General features: G+C 58.4%; 19 protein-coding genes. 14 read left to right on the top strand and 5 right to left on the bottom strand.

Features of this window, described 5'->3' with window-relative positions:
- Window positions 1–14: 14 nt before the first annotated feature.
- The 3 genes from ACJAXR_RS09480 (at window position 15) to ACJAXR_RS09470 (ending at window position 1,992) form a co-directional block, all read left to right on the top strand.
- The gene (locus ACJAXR_RS09480) at window positions 15–800 is read left to right on the top strand and encodes an SDR family oxidoreductase (protein WP_415058017.1); all 786 of its coding nucleotides are present in this window, start codon (window positions 15–17) and stop codon (window positions 798–800) included.
- Window positions 801–866: 66 nt separating this feature from the next.
- Window positions 867–1,607, top strand: coding sequence for a TSUP family transporter (locus ACJAXR_RS09475; RefSeq protein WP_415058016.1), 741 nt, complete (start codon window positions 867–869; stop codon window positions 1,605–1,607).
- A 61-nt stretch (window positions 1,608–1,668) separates the two neighbouring features.
- Entirely contained in the window at window positions 1,669–1,992 is a 324-nt protein-coding gene (locus ACJAXR_RS09470; RefSeq protein ID WP_415058015.1) for a hypothetical protein, read from the top strand.
- Window positions 1,993–2,233: 241 nt separating this feature from the next.
- Here the strand turns inward: ACJAXR_RS09470 and ACJAXR_RS09465 are convergent, their stop codons facing one another.
- Window positions 2,234–3,850 (bottom strand): methyl-accepting chemotaxis protein, encoded by a 1,617-nt coding sequence (locus ACJAXR_RS09465; RefSeq protein WP_415058014.1) that lies wholly within the window; start codon window positions 3,848–3,850, stop codon window positions 2,234–2,236.
- A 208-nt stretch (window positions 3,851–4,058) separates the two neighbouring features.
- On the opposite strand from ACJAXR_RS09465, the gene ACJAXR_RS09460 reads away from it, so the two are divergent.
- From ACJAXR_RS09460 to modC, 4 genes are all read left to right on the top strand, one after another.
- Window positions 4,059–4,835 carry an SDR family oxidoreductase gene (locus ACJAXR_RS09460; RefSeq protein ID WP_415058013.1) on the top strand — a complete coding sequence of 259 codons (777 nt, stop codon included), beginning with the start codon at window positions 4,059–4,061 and terminating at the stop codon, window positions 4,833–4,835.
- A 64-nt stretch (window positions 4,836–4,899) separates the two neighbouring features.
- Complete coding sequence (gene modA / locus ACJAXR_RS09455) at window positions 4,900–5,694, top strand: molybdate ABC transporter substrate-binding protein (RefSeq protein ID WP_415058012.1); 795 nt, start codon at window positions 4,900–4,902, stop codon at window positions 5,692–5,694.
- On the top strand, window positions 5,691–6,401 hold the full coding sequence (gene modB, locus ACJAXR_RS09450; protein WP_415058011.1) for a molybdate ABC transporter permease subunit: 711 nt from the start codon (window positions 5,691–5,693) through the stop codon (window positions 6,399–6,401). Before modA ends, modB begins: the two co-directional genes overlap by 4 nt.
- Window positions 6,398–7,474, top strand: coding sequence for a molybdenum ABC transporter ATP-binding protein (gene modC, locus ACJAXR_RS09445; RefSeq protein ID WP_415058010.1), 1,077 nt, complete (start codon window positions 6,398–6,400; stop codon window positions 7,472–7,474). Before modB ends, modC begins: the two co-directional genes overlap by 4 nt.
- Before the next feature lie 15 nt (window positions 7,475–7,489).
- Here the strand turns inward: modC and ACJAXR_RS09440 are convergent, their stop codons facing one another.
- The 4 genes from ACJAXR_RS09440 to ACJAXR_RS09425 are packed head-to-tail and all read right to left on the bottom strand — an operon-like array spanning window position 7,490 to window position 10,414.
- Window positions 7,490–9,235, bottom strand: a complete 1,746-nt coding sequence (locus ACJAXR_RS09440) for a SulP family inorganic anion transporter (RefSeq protein WP_415058009.1) — start codon at window positions 9,233–9,235, stop codon at window positions 7,490–7,492.
- A complete protein-coding gene (locus ACJAXR_RS09435) occupies window positions 9,232–9,654 on the bottom strand; it encodes a DUF6691 family protein (protein WP_415058008.1) in 423 nt (140 codons plus the stop codon). Before ACJAXR_RS09435 ends, ACJAXR_RS09440 begins: the two co-directional genes overlap by 4 nt.
- A gap of 2 nt (window positions 9,655–9,656) precedes the next feature.
- Window positions 9,657–10,091 carry a YeeE/YedE family protein gene (locus ACJAXR_RS09430; RefSeq protein ID WP_415058007.1) on the bottom strand — a complete coding sequence of 145 codons (435 nt, stop codon included), beginning with the start codon at window positions 10,089–10,091 and terminating at the stop codon, window positions 9,657–9,659.
- Window positions 10,088–10,414: an ArsR/SmtB family transcription factor gene (locus tag ACJAXR_RS09425; RefSeq protein ID WP_415058006.1), complete on the bottom strand. Its 327-nt coding sequence runs from the start codon at window positions 10,412–10,414 to the stop codon at window positions 10,088–10,090. The genes ACJAXR_RS09430 and ACJAXR_RS09425 overlap by 4 nt, the downstream gene beginning before the upstream one ends.
- A gap of 153 nt (window positions 10,415–10,567) precedes the next feature.
- Here ACJAXR_RS09425 and ACJAXR_RS09420 point away from each other — a divergent pair, with 153 nt between their 5' ends.
- Genes ACJAXR_RS09420 through ACJAXR_RS09390 form a run of 7 tightly spaced genes read left to right on the top strand, consistent with a single transcriptional unit; the run spans window position 10,568 to window position 16,893 of the window.
- A complete protein-coding gene (locus ACJAXR_RS09420) occupies window positions 10,568–11,251 on the top strand; it encodes a thermostable hemolysin (RefSeq protein ID WP_415058005.1) in 684 nt (227 codons plus the stop codon).
- A complete protein-coding gene (locus ACJAXR_RS09415; protein ID WP_415058004.1) occupies window positions 11,238–12,716 on the top strand; it encodes an AMP-binding protein in 1,479 nt (492 codons plus the stop codon). The genes ACJAXR_RS09420 and ACJAXR_RS09415 overlap by 14 nt, the downstream gene beginning before the upstream one ends.
- Window positions 12,713–13,390, top strand: a complete 678-nt coding sequence (locus ACJAXR_RS09410; RefSeq protein ID WP_415058003.1) for a TenA family transcriptional regulator — start codon at window positions 12,713–12,715, stop codon at window positions 13,388–13,390. The genes ACJAXR_RS09415 and ACJAXR_RS09410 overlap by 4 nt, the downstream gene beginning before the upstream one ends.
- A complete protein-coding gene (locus ACJAXR_RS09405) occupies window positions 13,374–14,240 on the top strand; it encodes an SDR family oxidoreductase (RefSeq protein ID WP_415058002.1) in 867 nt (288 codons plus the stop codon). The genes ACJAXR_RS09410 and ACJAXR_RS09405 overlap by 17 nt, the downstream gene beginning before the upstream one ends.
- The gene (locus ACJAXR_RS09400; protein ID WP_415058001.1) at window positions 14,237–14,857 is read left to right on the top strand and encodes a hypothetical protein; all 621 of its coding nucleotides are present in this window, start codon (window positions 14,237–14,239) and stop codon (window positions 14,855–14,857) included. The genes ACJAXR_RS09405 and ACJAXR_RS09400 overlap by 4 nt, the downstream gene beginning before the upstream one ends.
- Window positions 14,858–14,866: 9 nt before the next feature.
- On the top strand, window positions 14,867–15,529 hold the full coding sequence (locus ACJAXR_RS09395) for a response regulator (RefSeq protein ID WP_415058000.1): 663 nt from the start codon (window positions 14,867–14,869) through the stop codon (window positions 15,527–15,529).
- Entirely contained in the window at window positions 15,526–16,893 is a 1,368-nt protein-coding gene (locus tag ACJAXR_RS09390) for an ATP-binding protein (RefSeq protein ID WP_415057999.1), read from the top strand. Before ACJAXR_RS09395 ends, ACJAXR_RS09390 begins: the two co-directional genes overlap by 4 nt.
- Window positions 16,894–16,917: the final 24 nt, after the last annotated feature.

Genomic DNA, 16,917 nt, shown 5'->3' with positions numbered 1-16,917 from the left:
GGAGAAGGCAACACATGCATGTCACCCTGATCACCGGCGCCGCTTCGGGCCTCGGCTGGGCTATGGCCCGTCACTGGTTCGCGGCGGGCCACAGTCTGGTAATGGCCGACATTGATGCGGCAGGACTGGCCGCCCGCGCCGAGGAGTTGGCTGATCCGGAAAGGGTGCTGACCGTCACCACCGATATTACCCAGGCAGCTGATATTAGATTCCTGATTGATGAGGTACGCGATCGCTTCGGTCGTCTCGATCTGCTGGTCAACAACGCCGGCATTACCCACCGCTCACCCGCGCACCAAACCAACCCGGCGGTGTTTCGCAAGGTTATGGCTGTGGACTGGCAAGGCCCGGTAGAACTGACCATGGCAGCGTTGCCGCTGCTACGCGAGTCTGCCGGTCAGATTGTCTGCATTGGCTCGATGGCTGGCTGGATGCCGGTACCCGGCCGTGCTGCCTACTGCGCCGCCAAAAGTGCCCTCACCCAATTCTTCGAGGTGCTACGCCTGGAGCTGGAAGCCGATGGCATCCATATACTCATGGCCTACCCCAGCTTTCTCGACACACCTATCGAGAATCATGCGCTGGGTCGTGATGGCAACACCGCAAAGCATCCACGCTCGATGGTCGGTAGCATGCGCAGCGCCGAATGGATGGCCGAACTGATCGACCAGGGATTGCAGCGACGCAAACGCTGGATTCTGCCTGAACCGATCTCGCGCTTGGGTAGCCTGCTTTGGCGTATTGCGCCCTCGTTATATCTGCGCCAGGTACGCAAGCGTTTTGCTGGAGAACTGCGTTGATCAACGCCCACCCGCGAGCCAAGATCAATCTCGACAATCCCGGCCACAACCTGAAAAGGCATCACCATGCTGCTTGACCCCTGGATCTGGCTAGGTGTTTTCATTCTGCTGGCCTACACCGTTGAAGCCATTACCGGCTTCGGCAGTCTGGTGATTGCTCTCTCCCTAGGTGCGCTGATCCTGCCCATTCCGGCAATGTTGCCGGTGGTGGTGCCCCTGAACGTGTTGATGACCGGTTATCTGGTCTGGCGCAATCGCCAGCATATCTTCTGGCCTGTGCTGCTCAAACTGGTCCTGCCGCTGATGTTACTGGGCACACTGACGGGCTACGGACTGCGGCCCTGGCTAGGAGATTCTTTGCTCAAGCTGCTGTTTGGCGCGCTGGTGCTATGGTTTGCCAGCCGCGAGCTCTGGCGTATGGCCCGCGGCATCCAGATCGTGCCGCACAGCCTGATGCTCAGCCGCGCACTGACCTTCGGCGCCGGCATCACACACGGCCTGTTCGCTTCCGGCGGCCCTCTGCTGGTTTATGCATTAGGCGGCATCCAGCTGGACAAAAGCCGCATGCGCGCCACGTTGCTGGTGGTGTGGTTCACGCTGAACTCGTGTCTGTCATTGCTGTTTCTGGTTGACGGTACATTGCTTCCAAGCCTGCCGCGTCTGGTCTTCTATCTGCCGCTTCTGGTTGTGGGCGTGCTACTGGGCGAATATCTGCATCACCGGCTTAATGAGCAGCGTTTTCGGCAACTGGTTTATAGCTTATTGGCGATAACCGGCGCGTTGCTGATGTTCAAGGCGGCTACGTGATAGTCTCGATTCGCAGTAGTAACTGCACCGTACTTTCCCCTCAGCCAGAGCGTCTCAGCCAATGACTGAAGCCCCCTTGAAAACCCTGTCTGACCTGGCCAATGAGGCCCATAACCGGATCCAGTCAACGCACGAGCACATCAATCCGGTAGTGGAAGTCCGCCGCGGCATGCGCGACGCAGGAATACCCGCTGATGTCATGACCATCGATTGCCTGCGCACCCAGCGCCGCATCAATCTGATCCTGCATGACCAGCAGCCAGGCATAGTGCTCTACCAGTTCGTCACCCGCGAAGAAACGGTTGGTGGCGAATTTAAACAGATTGATCTGGCTACACTGAGCAGCACCACCCTGTTTGAATGGATGCAGGACCATTTCGGCTGACTCGGCATTATTAATCTAGCTGCCAAACTGACGGTCCCTTGCATTAGAAGCGGACTCGCCTCTGGCAGGCAGCCACAAGCTACATAGTCACACGCTCTTGCGGCAGGCCCCGCTAGCAGGAAAGTTGTACTAGTGCCGACTGCGACAATGCCACCAACTTCCTGTTTGCAGCCCGGGCAGGTGGCTTTGTGACCTGTTGAGCTGGCTACTGGTTGTAACCTGCCTGAGCATGCTTAAAAAATCACACTGCATCCGCAGAGCGAAACCGCTCCGTCAACTGACGCATCGACAGGGAGTCCTGGCGCAACGACTCACTGACCTCTCTGGAATGGTTCACGCTGCCCATCAGCAACAAAGAGCTCTCCCTCAGCATGGTTGAGCGTTGCTTGATCAGCTTGAGCTCGTCGCGCTGCAGTGAGACCGAACGTGAAACTTGATGGCTACTGGCTTCCATTTCAACGAACTGGTCAGCCAGTCGGGTCAGATGGGTTTTCAGCTGATCCAGGTTGGTTCGATTGTCTGCCCCGGCTGCACTCATTTCACCCAGCAGCGCATTCACGCCGCTGACACCGTCGACCAGATCAAGCACCCACTGGCGGATATTGCGAGTCGAATCGGCGGTTCGCTGGGAGAGGGTTCTCACCTCGTCTGCAACGACGGCGAAACCGCGACCATGCTCGCCCGCTCGCGCCGCTTCAATCGCAGCATTCAGCGCCAGCAGGTTGGTTTGGTCGGCAACCGCGGCAATGACGCCAATCACCTGTTGGATTTTACTGGTCGATTCGCCCAGCGCCTGGATAGAGCTCGACACCCGCACAATCACCTCGATGGCGTTGTTGGCGGCTGCTTCGCTGCTCTGCAAGCCCTGCTGAACTTGCCCATTAGCCAGTACTGCCTCGCGTATGGTGGCGGCTGAAAGCTCCGTGGCCGACTCGATCTCCGATGCCTGTCCCGCTATAGCACCCATCGAGTGATTAACCTCTTCAATCTGTTCACGGGTTGTCTCTGAAGCCGCCTGCACTGCTTCCGCCTGGGTGTCCAGCGTGGCGGAGCGTTGATTCAAGCCTGCAGCCGAATGGCGGATGTCCCCGATAAACTGATCGAACCGGCCGACCAGACCGTTCAAAGCACGTGCGACCCCGGCAACCTCGTCCTCTCCCGTGACCAACGGGGGGCAACTGAGATCCGAAGTGTCATCCATTTTCTTGATATCACTTTCAATCTTCTGCAACCGGACGATAACCGTTTGCCTGAGCCACAGCGTCATGAGAATAATCGCTATCAGAAAGACCCCAGAGCCGATAAGTAGAAACGTTTGTTGCTTGTCGAGATAGGCCAGCAACTGGGAAGAGTCTTCTTGAATACTATTGCGACTGGCGCGCTTGCGTTGCTCGATAGCGGCGAGCATCGGTTCCAATGCCGGAAACAGATCAAAATCCACGACCTGACCCACTCTGTAATAGCTTTTCTCGCGAATGCCCGGCTCGATTTTGGCTAGCAGGCCTAATACAGCCTGAAAGCTGTCCTGGTTGTCAGCCGCCCACTCGCTGAGTTGCGGACTTTGCTCAATCACTTGCCAGTACAGGGGTAGCGAGCCCGTCAAACTATCAAATGTGGGGGTGATTTCATCCCAGAGCAGTAGCTGGGCTTTAATCTTGTAAGCCAGATCCTGTAGCCGCCGATGGTCCTGTTCGAGATCTTCGAGCATCCATGATTCCTCAAGCCCGGCGGTAATCAGCCGCTCTGAAGCGCTCTCTGCTTCGTTGATGATCAGCAGCGACAATACCGCCAATGCCGCCAGGGCGCTGACGGACAGAAATGAAAAACACAGGATGCGGGTGCGGACTGTGGAAAGCATAATCACCTCACTACGGGTTAGGCTTCCGAAGGGTATTCCCGGGATGTGACATTGCCGTGACAGGCCGTCTATTTAGTGCTTTTGCAGCCCATAATCAAAATGATTGCCATACGATCAGCCAAACTAGCGTTTAGGTCCCAGGCATCGCGAAGAGTGCTAACGTTGATTGGTTAATTGCGTAAACCGTCACCGCCAAGGAAGCCAACCCATGCCAGAAGCCACAGGTCGTCAGTCGATTTTCATTACCGGTGCCGCGTCTGGCATGGGACGGGAAACCGCACGTTTATTTCAGCAGCAGGGCTGGTTTATTGGCGCTTTCGATCTGAATCAGGCCGGTCTGGAGGCGCTGCAGGCCGAATTGGGTGCAGATAATTGCCTGATAGGGCAGTTAAATGTCAGCGACAAGATCGCCTACGAGCAGGCGATCAATTCCTTCGATGCAGCCACTGGCGGACTCATGGACATTCTGTTCAACAACGCCGGGATCGCCATGCGCGGTTTTTTTGACGAGATTCCCTTCGAGGAGCAAATGCGCCTGGTACAGGTCAATTTTGTCGGCGTACTCAATGGCATTCACACTGCATTGCCGCTTCTGAAAGCCACGCCCAATGCCTTGTGTTTCACTACCTCATCATCGTCGGCGACCATGGGTATGCCGCTGATTGCCGTGTATTCGGCCACCAAGCATGCGGTGAAGGGACTGACCGAAGCGCTTTCCAATGAATTCCGCCGACATGATATTCGCGTAGCCGACGTATTGCCCGGTCTGATCCGCACCGGCATGCCGGATGACACAATGCTGGCAGCAGCATCAGACACGGGCGCGTTCCGCGTAATAGAGGCCATCGAGGTGGCCAAGGTCGTGTGGGAAGCCTACCAGTCAGACACCCTGCACTGGTATGTGCCGGAGGAACTGGCAGAACTGGATAAAGCCGCAGGCAACAATCCGGAACGGCTGCGCGACAAGTTGGCCCGCCAGCTCTGAATCGCCTTGCCGCAGGCTCCATCCTGCGGTTAGCCTTGGTGCTTCTAGCCAAGGGGTGTTGTCAATGCAGGGGGGTGAACGGGATCGTCCATTACGCATGATCCGCAGGTTGCTGGCCTTCCTGCTACTTAACTGTCTCTTGCTGCCGGCTAACGCCTCGGCACAGGATCTGGTGGTGTTCGCTGCAGCCAGTCTCGGCGGTAGCTTGCAAAAAGTATTCAGCGCTTGGCAGGAGGATACTGGTAACACCGCCGTGGCGTCCTATGCCGGCAGCTCGTTACTGGCCAGGCAGATACAGCAGGGCGCGCCAGCCGACCTGTTTATCTCCGCCAGCAGCGAGTGGATGGATGCGGTGCAGGCATCGGGTGATATCGACGCACAAAGCCGTCGTAACCTGCTCGGCAATCGCCTGGTGTTGATTGCCTATGGCCGCAATGTCGAGCCAGTGGAGCTGGTGCCTGGGGTTAATCTGGCTGGTCTGCTGGGTGGTAACCGTCTCGCCATGGCGATGGTGGATGCCGTGCCAGCGGGTATTTACGGCAAGTCGGCGTTGACCGCTCTGGGTGAATGGAACAGCGTGGAGGCCCGTGTTGCCCAGTCGGATAACGCACGCTCAACACTCAATCTGGTGGCCTCCGGCGAAGCGCCCTACGGCATTGTATATGCCACCGACGCTCGGGCCGAGTCCAGGGTCAGCGTAGTCGGCACCTTTACCGAAGACACCCACGAGCCCATCGTCTACCCTGTTGCCATTCTGAGCAACAACCGAAGCAAGGTCGCAGTTGATTTCCTGGCGTACCTGGGCGGCGACAAGGCACGGGGCATTTTCCAGACTGATGGCTTCATGGTGCTGGATTGATTGCGAACGTAACAGGCTGGCTCGGGCCGGCAGAATGGGAGGCAGTCGCTCTGTCATTACGGGTCTCATTCTGGGCCACGCTGCTCAGTCTACCCGTGGGCCTGCTAACCGCCTATGCACTGGCTCGCTGGCGTTTTCCCGGCAAGCTACTGTTGAATGGTCTGGTGCATTTACCGCTGATCCTGCCCCCGGTTGTAACCGGCTATGTGTTGCTAATCGGCTTTGGTCGCCGCGGCCCTATTGGTCAGTGGCTGGACGACAGTTTCGGCGTTGTGCTGGCGTTTAACTGGACCGGCGCCGCCCTGGCCGCCGCGATCATGGCGTTTCCGTTGATGGTGAGGGCTATGCGACTGGCCATTGAAGCGGTCGATCCCAAGCTGGAACAGGCCGCCAGTACCCTCGGCGCCGGGCATGGCTGGGTATTTCTGACCATCACCTTGCCACTGATCCTGCCCGGCGTGATTGCCGGCGCTATCCTCGCGTTTGCCAAAGCGATGGGCGAATTTGGTGCAACCATTACCTTCGTCTCAAATATTCCCGGCCAGACCCAGACCATCCCGTCAGCCATTCATGCGTTTTTACAGGTGCCCGGTGGCGAGCCCATGGCAGCGCGGCTGGCGATCGTGTCAGTCATCATCGCCATGGGCGCTCTGCTAATGTCGGAAATCATGGCGCAACGTGTGGCGCGGAGAATTGCCGGAAAATGACCCTCACCGTGACACTTCAACAGCAATTGGGCGACTTCACCCTGGATGCCAGGTTCCAGGCACCACCGGGCCTGACGGTGCTTTTTGGCGCATCGGGCTCTGGCAAGAGTACCATCGTCAATGCGGTAGCCGGTTTGCTACGACCCGAAACGGGTCGAATCGAACTCAACGGCCGGGTACTGCTCGACACTAGCGCCCGCATCAGCCTGCCGGTGCGCAAGCGCCGGATCGGTTACGTGTTTCAGGACGACAGGCTATTTCCGCACCTGAGCGTAGAGCAGAATATTCTCTATGGCCGCCGCTTCGCCTCTCCCGATGCACCCCCGGCCGATCTGGCGCGAATCATTCACATGCTCGGCATCGGGACGCTGCTCGCAAGACGCCCAGCGACCCTGTCGGGCGGCGAAAAGCAGCGCGTTGCCATAGCACGGGCGCTACTCTGCGGCCCGGAGCTGATTCTCGCCGATGAGCCTCTGGCAGCACTCGACGAGACGCGCAAGGCGGAGATCCTGCCGTATTTCGAGCGCCTGCGAGACGAGCTGAAGATACCCCTGCTTTACGTCAGCCATTCCCTCTCGGAGGTAGCACGACTAGCTACTACGGTTGTTACCCTGGCGGCCGGACGCGTTACTGGGGTTGGGGCTGTCGCGCAGGTCTTGAGCGACCCTCAGCTAGCCCTTGGCCTGCGTGATGCGGGTGCGATTCTGAGCGGAACCCTGACAGCCCATCATGCCGATGGCCTGAGCGAGCTGACCACCTCCGGCGGCGCGCTGTTCATACCGCGCCAGTGCGCCAGCCTGGGCACGCAGCTGCGCGTGCGCATCGAGGCGCAGGATGTCATTCTCTCCTGCAATCGCCCAACCGGGCTGTCAGCGATGAATATTCTGCGCGGTACCATCAGCGCAATATCCTCCCGCGATGGCAGTGACGCGATGGTGGCACTGCGTATGGGCGATGAAAGCCTGCTCGCCCGGATAACCTGCCGCTCGGTCGCCTCACTCGGGCTGGCTGTGGGCGATGATTGCCATGCGATCATGAAATCAGTCGCGCTGGCACCCAGGGACATCAACTGAAGCGTGCAGAACCGCTTATGCTTCAAGATCATTGCTGGCCGGACGTTTCTGGCTACCCAGAGTATTGAACGCGATATGCGTGCTTGGGAACACCTCGCCCACCTGCTGATTAATCCAGTCCGTTTCTTCCAGATTATCCATTACCGGACCCTTTACCTCGGCCAGATGCAAGTGGATATCTTTTTCGGCCAGGCCTTCGGTCAGCTCGCTGAGCATGTCCAAACCGGTACTGTCGATGTTATTAACCGCAGACAATATGAGCAGCACTTCGCGGGTATCGGGATAATCACGTAGCGCCTGGTAAAGCGCGTGCTCGATCGCCTTGGTATTGGCGAAAAAGATATTCTCATCGATACGCAAAGCCAGCAGGTGTGGCTCAGTCTCTACCAGGTGACGCTTGGTATTACGAAACTCTTGTGTACCCGGCACCCGGCCAACCACGGCAATATGCGGTCGACTGCCGCGCCATAGCTGGGCGGCAATCGACAGGCAGATGCCCAGGGCAATACCGCCCTCGATCCCCAGCAGCAATACCCCCGCAGCGGTACTGAACAGTGTCAGACCCTCGGCTCTATCATAACGCCATGCGCGTCTTAGGCTCGCCACATCGATCAGCGGGGTGACGGCGACAAGAATCACCACAGCCAGTATTACCAGCGGCAAATGCGCAAAAAGCGGCGCAATGGTCAACAGGATGAGCCCAATAATCAGCATCGCGATCACCCCGGCCAGAGGGGTATTGGAGCCGGCTTCAATATTGACTATCGAGCGTGAGAAGCCGCCGGCAACCGCAAAACCGCCGGTCAGCCCGGAGCCCAGATTGGCAGCACCAAGGGCCAACAACTCTCGATTGCCATCGATACTCTGGCGCTTACGCCGGGCCAGTGACTGCGCAATCGAGACACTTTCGACAAAGGTCACCAGGCTGATCAACGCCGCCGGCAAAAGCAGCGAACGCAAATCGGACCAGTCAGGAGTTGCCCAGAAAAACGAGGGCAAGCCTGCGGGCAGAAAACCCACCACCGGCACGCCACGTTCGGCCAGATCGCCACCCACCGTCACCAGCAGGGCAGTGATAACCAGGACGATTGGGGCCAGACGGGCTAGTAGCGTCGCCGCCACAGCCGGAACTCCCAACGCCTTCAGGTGACCGGTCAATAAGCTACGTGCGTAGATCAGCCAGGTCAGCGATATCAATCCCATTCCCAGTACTAGCGAATTGGCCGGCTGCCAACTCTCAAGCAGTTGCTCAGGGCCGCTGGGCAGGGCGGACAGACCAAACAGATGGGGTAATTGACTGACGGCAATCAGGATCGCCGCACCGCTGATAAAACCGCTGATAACCGGGTGACTGAGGAAATTGGCGAGAAAACCCAACCGCAACAACCCCACGGCAAGGAGCATCACGCCCGATAACAACGCCAGCCATATAGCCATTTGCAGATATTCGCCGCTGCCTATTACAGCAAGGGGTGCCAGCAGCGTCGCGGTCATCAGGCCGGTCACGGCGACCGGCCCAACCGAAAGGCTCATGCTGCTACCTAACAACGCATAGGCTAACAACGGCAGCAGGCTGGCATACAGACCTATCTGGACCGGCAGGCCAGCCAGCATCGCATAGGCCATGCTTTGCGGGATGATCATCACGCTGACCACCAGGCCGGCGGTCAGATCACCGCTCAGCCAGGCCAGCCGGTAATGTCGCAACCAGCCGAGCAAACCGGTATCGCCCGGCGGTTGCAGACGAGGATTGTCGATCATCGAGCACTCACTCGGCGCTCGTACAGTTGTAGCAGGAACATGCCAGCCAACATAGCCAGTACAAACACGAACGCCTGGGGCATTCCAGCGCCGACCGCGACCAGAGCAGGGCCGGGGCAGAACCCGGCGATACCCCAGCCGGTGCCAAACAGCAGACTACCAACAATCAATCGTCGGTCGATCTGTCGCGTTACCGGTAACGTCACCGGCTTGCCCCTCAGGGTGTGACCCGAGCGCTGTATCCATTGCATGGGCGCAAAGGCCGCAGCAATCGCACCCAGCATGACCAGCGCCAGGGAGGGATCCCAGCGACCGAAGAGATCAAGAAATCCAAGCACCTTGGCCGGATTGGCCATGCCCGAAATAATCAGGCCAAAACCGAATATCAGACCCGCCAGCAACGCGGTCAGTAAGCGCATTATCAACCCCCCCATACATGGCGAAGGACGTAGACGGTGATGAAACCGGCGCCCATGAAGCTCAGTGTTGCCAGCAAAGAGCGTGGCGAAAGTCGAGCCAAGCCGCACACACCGTGCCCACTGGTGCACCCCGAACCCAGTCGCGAGCCAAAACCGACCAGCAGGCCTGCGCTCACCAGCGCAAGCGGACCCGCTTCGATCAGTATGGCTGGCCGCTCCTGAACCGCCCAATACAACAAGGGCGCCACCACCAGCCCGACGACGAACGCCAGACGCTCGCCATTACCGTCCTGGGAGCCAGCCAGTAAACCGCCGACCAAGCCACTGATACCGGCGATCCTGCCGTTGAGCAGCATCAACATGCCTGCGGACAGCCCTATCATGACGCCGCCAAGCAGGGCGCTCCAAGGGGTAAAACTCACCCAATCAACGATCATAGAACCTCCTCCAGGCAAAACAGCTGATAAAGCGTGTCAATCACAGCACGCGCTTCAACACTCACAATACGATAATAGATCTGCTTACCTTCGCGCCGCGTAGCAACCAAACCCTCACGCCGCAGCACGCCCAGTTGCTGGGACAGGGTGGGCTGTGCGATGCCAACACTGGCCTCCAGTTCGCCGACATTACGCTCGCCCTCGGCAAGCTGACAGAGCAGCATCAACCGATCCCGATTGCTCAGGGCCTTGAGCAGGGCCTGAGCCCTGTCTGCAGCGCCCTGCAAACGCTGCAGATCTATTCTTTCAGCCGGAAGCTGCATGGTAAGTAATCCGTATTAATCTGCCATGAACACATTATATATAAATATAATGTGTTCATGGCTATTTTCTGCAATTCGATCAATTGATCTTTCGGGCTTAAGCGAATATTAAGGTTCGTCTCCCATCCTCCTCTACATCACTGGAGGAAACCCATGTCAAACCTGCTGGATTGCGTACTACCGCTGGCCACCTTCGACCGTCAACATGTCCTGAAGCGGGTCGACGATCAAGACCGAACTGCCGTTCGACGCAGGGAGCTGGAGGCCTTTGTAACCCGCCGATTTGCCGAGACCTACGGCGCCGACCCCAAGCATTTCATGCCGCAACTACTTGGACTGTATCGCAATGATCTGTTGCAAGCGGTTGTAGGCCTGCGACCAGCGAGCGCCGGCCCACTCTTTCTTGAGCAATACCTCGATCTGCCGGCCAGCACCCTGATACGACTGCGCAGCGGCATGCCAGTGCAGCACCCACAGGTGGTCGAAGTAGGCAACCTGGCGGCACTGGCCCCAGGCGCCGCACGCATGCTGATCACGGCATTGACCCATTACCTTGCCGCACAGGGATTCACCTGGGTCGTCTTTACCGGCACGGCAATGCTACTCAACAGTTTTCAGCGATTGAATCTGAGCCCGATCGACCTGGGCCTGGCGGACCCTGAGCGTCTGGGTGAGCAACAGGCCGATTGGGGCAGTTACTACGCAACTCGACCCCGGGTCATGGCGGGTTATATTCCGGAAGGCCTGGCGCAACTGATCCAGCGAGATGCCTTTGCCCGACTGGGCTATCGGTTCATGTACGCGCAACAGGAGGAACTGGCCCATGTCAGCGCTTGACTCATTCTGGCAGGTACTCGACCGCCATGCAGCCGGTCAATACGATGTGCCGGCCCTGATCGACGACAAAAACAGTGTGACCTATGGCGAGCTGCCAGGTCTCGTCGCCCAACGCAGCCAGCAGTTGATGGGCGGTGAATGCCACCGGGTCGCGCTGGCTCTGGAGAACGGCAACGACTGGATTCTCTGGGATCTTGCCCTACTCAACAGCAACCTGGTGTGCGTACCAATACCGCCCTTTTTCAGCGCCGGACAAGTGCGTCACCTGCTGGATAGTGCCGTCATCGATAGCATAATCGGTACTCTGCCCGCCAACGTTAATCCACAGGACGAAGGCTTCAGTCGCACCCGCCTGGGCTGGCAGCGCCTGGCACCCGCAACGACAGCCAACCAGACTGCCCATTTGCCCCAAGGCACCTGCAAGATTACCTTCACCTCCGGCACTACCGGACATCCTAAAGGGGTGTGTCTGGCCGCGGATGCATTGATGACGGTGGCACTGAGCTTGCAGACCGCCTGCGCCGAAGTCACACCCGAGCGCCACCTGGTACTGCTGCCACTCGGGGTACTGCTGGACAATATCGGCGTATATGCCGCGTTACTGGCAGGCGCCCGTATTCATCTGCCGAAAAACACCGGCGTGCGCAACAATACGCTGGATATACGCCCCCTGATGCAGGTGCTGCACGACACTCAACCGCACACTCTGGTGTTGGTACCGCAGCTGCTTCAGGGTTTGCTGCAAGCCGCCCAGGCTGGGCTTCAGCCACCTGCCAGCCTACGCTTTATCGCCGTCGGCGGCGGACGCATAGCACCGTCGCTGCTGGACCAGGCCGCTCGATTCAACTGGCCTGTTTTCGAAGGCTACGGTCTCTCCGAGTGCGCCTCTGTGGTCTGTCTGAATCGTCCCTCACAGCACAAACCCGGCACCGTAGGCACTGCATTACCGCATGTACAGATCAGCCTGGCTGAAGATGGCGAAGTCCTGGTGCACGGCAACGGTCCTCTGGGCTATCTGGGAGACCCCGTGCCCGTGGCTTCACCTTGGCCCACCGGCGATATCGGCCGTCTGAATGAGGGATTTCTAACCATCCTGGGCCGCAAGAAAAACCAGTTCATTACCGCCTTTGGCCGCAACGTCAATCCGGAATGGGTCGAGGCCGAACTCACCAGTCAACCGGCCATCGCCCAGGCCTTCGTTTATGGCGAAGCCCTGCCGGCCAACCTGGCGCTACTGGTGAAGCGCAATGCGCAGGTCACCGACGCCCAGATCGAAGAAACCATAGCTCGAGTGAACGCCGACTTACCTGGGTACGCACGAGTGCACCACTGGCTGGTTATCCAACACCCCTTTACTGCCGTTAATGGCCTGTTGACCAGCAATGGCCGACTGCGCCGCAATGCCATTTCCCAACATTACCACCAGGCTCTGCGAGGCCTGACACCCGAGGAGTTGAACGCATGACTTTTTTTGATCGATTAAACCAGAGCACGCAGACCCAGCGCGACTACCTGTTCGCTTCACCGCTTATTCAGGCAGCCCTGACCGGACAAGTCCAACGCCACAGTTATATCGCGTTTCTGACTCAGGCCTTCCACCACGTCAGCCATACCGTGCCGCTACTCATGGCCTGTGGCGCACGGCTGAGCGCCAGGCAAGAATGGATTCGCAACGCCATGGCCGAGTACATCGAAGAAGAACTGGGCCACCAGGAATGGATCCTGAATGACCTGCTCGCCTGCAGTGCGGATGCCGAAGCGGTGCGTCATGGCCAGCCAGCACTAGCAACAGAACTGATGGTCAGCACCATGTATGACCGCATCAACCGGCTTAATCCGGTGTCGATGCTGGGCATGATATTCGTCCTGGAAGGCACCAGTATTGCCCTGGCTACCCAGGCCGCCAACAGCTTGCAGAAGGGGTTGGGGTTGCCCAACAAGGCATTCAGCTATTTAAGCTCTCACGGCTCGCTTGACCTGGAACACATGAAATTCTTTGAACAGCTGGTCAATCGTCTGGATGATCCGCAGGATCAGGAAGCGGTCATCCATACTGCAAAGGTTATCTACCGTCTGTATGCAGAGATGTTCCGCAGCCTGCCCGGCTCGCTGGAGGTACCCCATGCGCTTGCGGGATAGTGTTGTTGTGCTGACCGGGGCCACCGGCGGCATGGGTCAGGCTATGGTCGCAGCGCTTTGCCAGACGGGTGCGCGCATCATGCTGGTGGGTCGTCAAACAGCTGCCCTGGCCGCCTTGGAAAGTCGTTATGGTTCGCAGGTCACCTGCGTGCAAGCTGATCTGCGACACCCGAAAGACCGTGCCCGAGTGGTCGCTGCAGCGCGGCAACTGCCAGGCTTCAATCTCCTGATAAACGCGGCCGGAGTGAACCACTTCGGCTTATTCGAATCGATGGACGACGCAGCGATTGCCGATCTGATTGACCTCAATCTGACCGCCAATCTGCAACTGACCCGCGCCTTGTTGCCGCTGCTGAAAACCGCACCACAGGCCTGCGTGGTCAATGTCGGCTCGACCTTCGGCTCTATCGGTTACGCCGGTTTCAGCACCTACTGCGCTAGCAAGTTCGCGCTGCGCGGCTTTTCCCAGGCACTGCGTCGCGAGCTGGCTGACACCCGTGTGGGCGTCCTCTATTTAGCACCCAGAGCCACCCGCACGGAGATGAATAGCGCGCAAGTTCAAGCCATGAACAGCAAACTGAAAGTAGCCATGGACAGTCCCGAGTGGGTCGCCGCACATCTAGTCAAGGCACTCGAGCACGATTTGCGCGAAGTTCATCTGGGCTGGCCCGAGCGTCTGTTTGTGCGACTCAACAGTCTGCTGCCATCATTGCTGGACAAGGCTTTGCGCGGCCAGCTCACTACCATTCAACATTTTGCCAAACCCTGTGCTGCGGCAGGCACTTCTGTGGCAGGTGCCCCCGTTACAGACAATCCTTTACCCACGTCACCCCTGGAGCAAAAACCATGAAATTTTTCACCCAACTGGCCCTGACAGCTGCATTCTGGGGTCTGAGTATTGCCGCTCAGGCTGCGGACGTCAGTGACCTGCAAAAGCGCTGGGCGCAGATCAATTATGAACTGCCCGTCAACGAGCAACCCAAGGCCTATGCTCAGTTGGACGCCGAGGCGCGACAGCTGACCCTGGCGCACCCAGACAGCGCTGAAGCGCATATCTGGCAGGGTATTATCTTGAGTAGCTGGGCTGGCGCCGAAGGCGGGCTCGGCGCACTAAACAAGGTCAAGGAAGCCAAAGTACAACTGGAGCAGGCTCTGACGTTGGAGCCTGGCGCCTTGCAAGGCTCTGCCTACACCAGCCTCGGCACGCTCTATCATAAGGTGCCCGGTTGGCCGATCGGTTTCGGCGACGACGAAAAAGCCGCCGAACTACTGCAAAAGTCCCTGGCATTGAATCCCGACGGGATCGACAGCAACTATTTCTGGGCGGATTACCTGATTGGCCAAAAGCGTTATGCTGAAGCCAGACCAGCCCTCCTCAAAGCCCAGGCAGCGCCATCCAGACCAGGCCGGGAGCTCGCCGACAAGGGCCGTCAGCGGGATATCCTTAAGCTGCTGAAAACACTCTGAGTACACTACATGCGACTGTTGCTGGTTGAAGATGACAGATCCCTCGGCGAGGGCATATTGACTGCGCTTAAAGCCGAGGGCTACACCCTCGACTGGTTACAGGACGGTACCAGTGCATTGCACGCCCTGAGCAGCGAACTTTTCGATCTGGCGATTCTCGACCTGGGCTTGCCGGGCATGGATGGCTTGCAGGTGCTCAAAGCACTGCGCGATCGTCATAACAGCGTGCCCGTACTTATACTTACCGCCCGGGATGGCGTTAGGGACCGTATAGCGGGCCTGGATGCCGGCGCTGACGACTATCTGACCAAACCCTTCGACAGTGCCGAACTCAAAGCGCGGCTGCGCGCTTTGCTCAGGCGCAGCAACGGGCGCGCCGAACCCTTGATCAACCTGCGGGGGGTCATCGTTGATCCGCAGAACCAGCGGGTGACCCTAGCAGGCGCAGTGGTCAACCTTTCACGCAAGGAATTCGTGCTGTTACACGAGCTTATCGCCCAGCCTGACCGGGTACTCACCCGGGATCGACTGGAGCAGGTGCTGTATGGCTGGAACGAGGAAGTGGACAGCAATACCCTCGAAGTCCACATCCATCACCTGCGCCGTAAACTGTTCCCCGAGTTGATCCGTACCTTGCGCGGCGTCGGCTACATGATCGAGCGTCAAGCATGAACTCCATCCGCCAACGCATCGTATTGCGCGTTCTGGGTCTGCTGTTGTGTGGATCGTTGATTCTCAGTGCGGTCAGTTACGGCGATGCCGCCCACGAGGTCGAAGAGTTGTTCGATGCGCAATTAGGGCAGAGCGCTCGAGTCTTGCAGGGGCTGTTGCGCTTACCCCAGGCGCAGATCGACCATGCGCAACTGGCACAGGCACTGAATGAATCAGCTAGCCAACAACCAGCACTAGGCCACCGCTATGAAAGCAAACTGGCTTACCAGGTACGTGACGCCGATGGTCGCATCATCGCTCGATCATTCAACGTTCCGGCCAGCAGCGAGGACAACTGGCAACCCGGCTTCAGCAATCTAGGTCAAGGAGAAGAGCGTTGGCGCCGTTACGTGCTGCTCGATACCGAGCAGCAGTTAGCCATCTGGGTCGGAGAACGCGAAGACGTGCGTGGCGAACTGGTTAGCAAGATCGTACGCTCGACCCTGATACCCGACCTGATCGGCATACCGCTGATGCTTCTGCTGGTCTGGCTTGCCATCGGTTCCGGTTTGAAACCTCTGGACCGCATGGCACAACAAATACGCCAACGCGATCCTGACAGTTTGCAGCCCATGCTGGTCATGGATCTGCCAGTCGAAATGGAACCCATGCAGGCAGCCCTCAACCGCATGCTCGACCAACTGGGACAATTACTTGCCCGCGAACAACGCTTTATCGCCGACGCTGCCCATGAGCTGCGTACACCCTTGGCCATATTGCAGATTCACGCTGACAACGCACGCGCAGCCATCGATCCCGTCGAGCGGGATGCTGCACTAGGCTACCTGCATGCCGGCGTCGAGCGGGCAACCCGGCTAGTCGGCCAGATGCTGACTCTGGCGCGACTGGCCGATGAGCAACAGCGCGATTGCCAGCCGGTGCCTCTACAGCAAACCTGTCGTAGCGAGCTGGCTCAGTTACTGCCCCTGGCACTGAAGAAACGTCAGGAACTGCTCTTCAACACCGACCCAGCGCTACCAGAGACCCTGCAGATGGAACCGGGCAGCCTGGGCATGCTGCTGCAGAATCTGCTGGGCAATGCCATACAGCACTGCCCGGAAGATGGCACCATCCAGCTTGATCTGACATTGCAGCTACAGCCCAGGCAACATCTTTTGCTCAGCATCGAAGACAGTGGCGCCGGTGTGCCGTTCGCCGAGCGTTCCCGTTTGGTGGAGCGTTTTTATACCCAGAGCGATCACCCGGGCGCCGGATTGGGCCTGTCCATTGTGCAACGGGTAGTGGAACGGCATCAGGGGCAAATCGAACTCGACAGGAGTACATTGGGCGGCTTGCGAGTGAATATACGCCTGCCCATTGATTAATCACTATCACCCCCACCACAACAT

Origin of the sequence: Halopseudomonas sp. (assembly GCF_047631575.1) — a bacterium.
Lineage (GTDB): Bacteria > Pseudomonadota > Gammaproteobacteria > Pseudomonadales > Pseudomonadaceae > Halopseudomonas.
The sequence above is the reverse complement of the archived record's forward strand: the minus strand, read 5'-3'. Positions and strand labels throughout refer to the sequence as shown.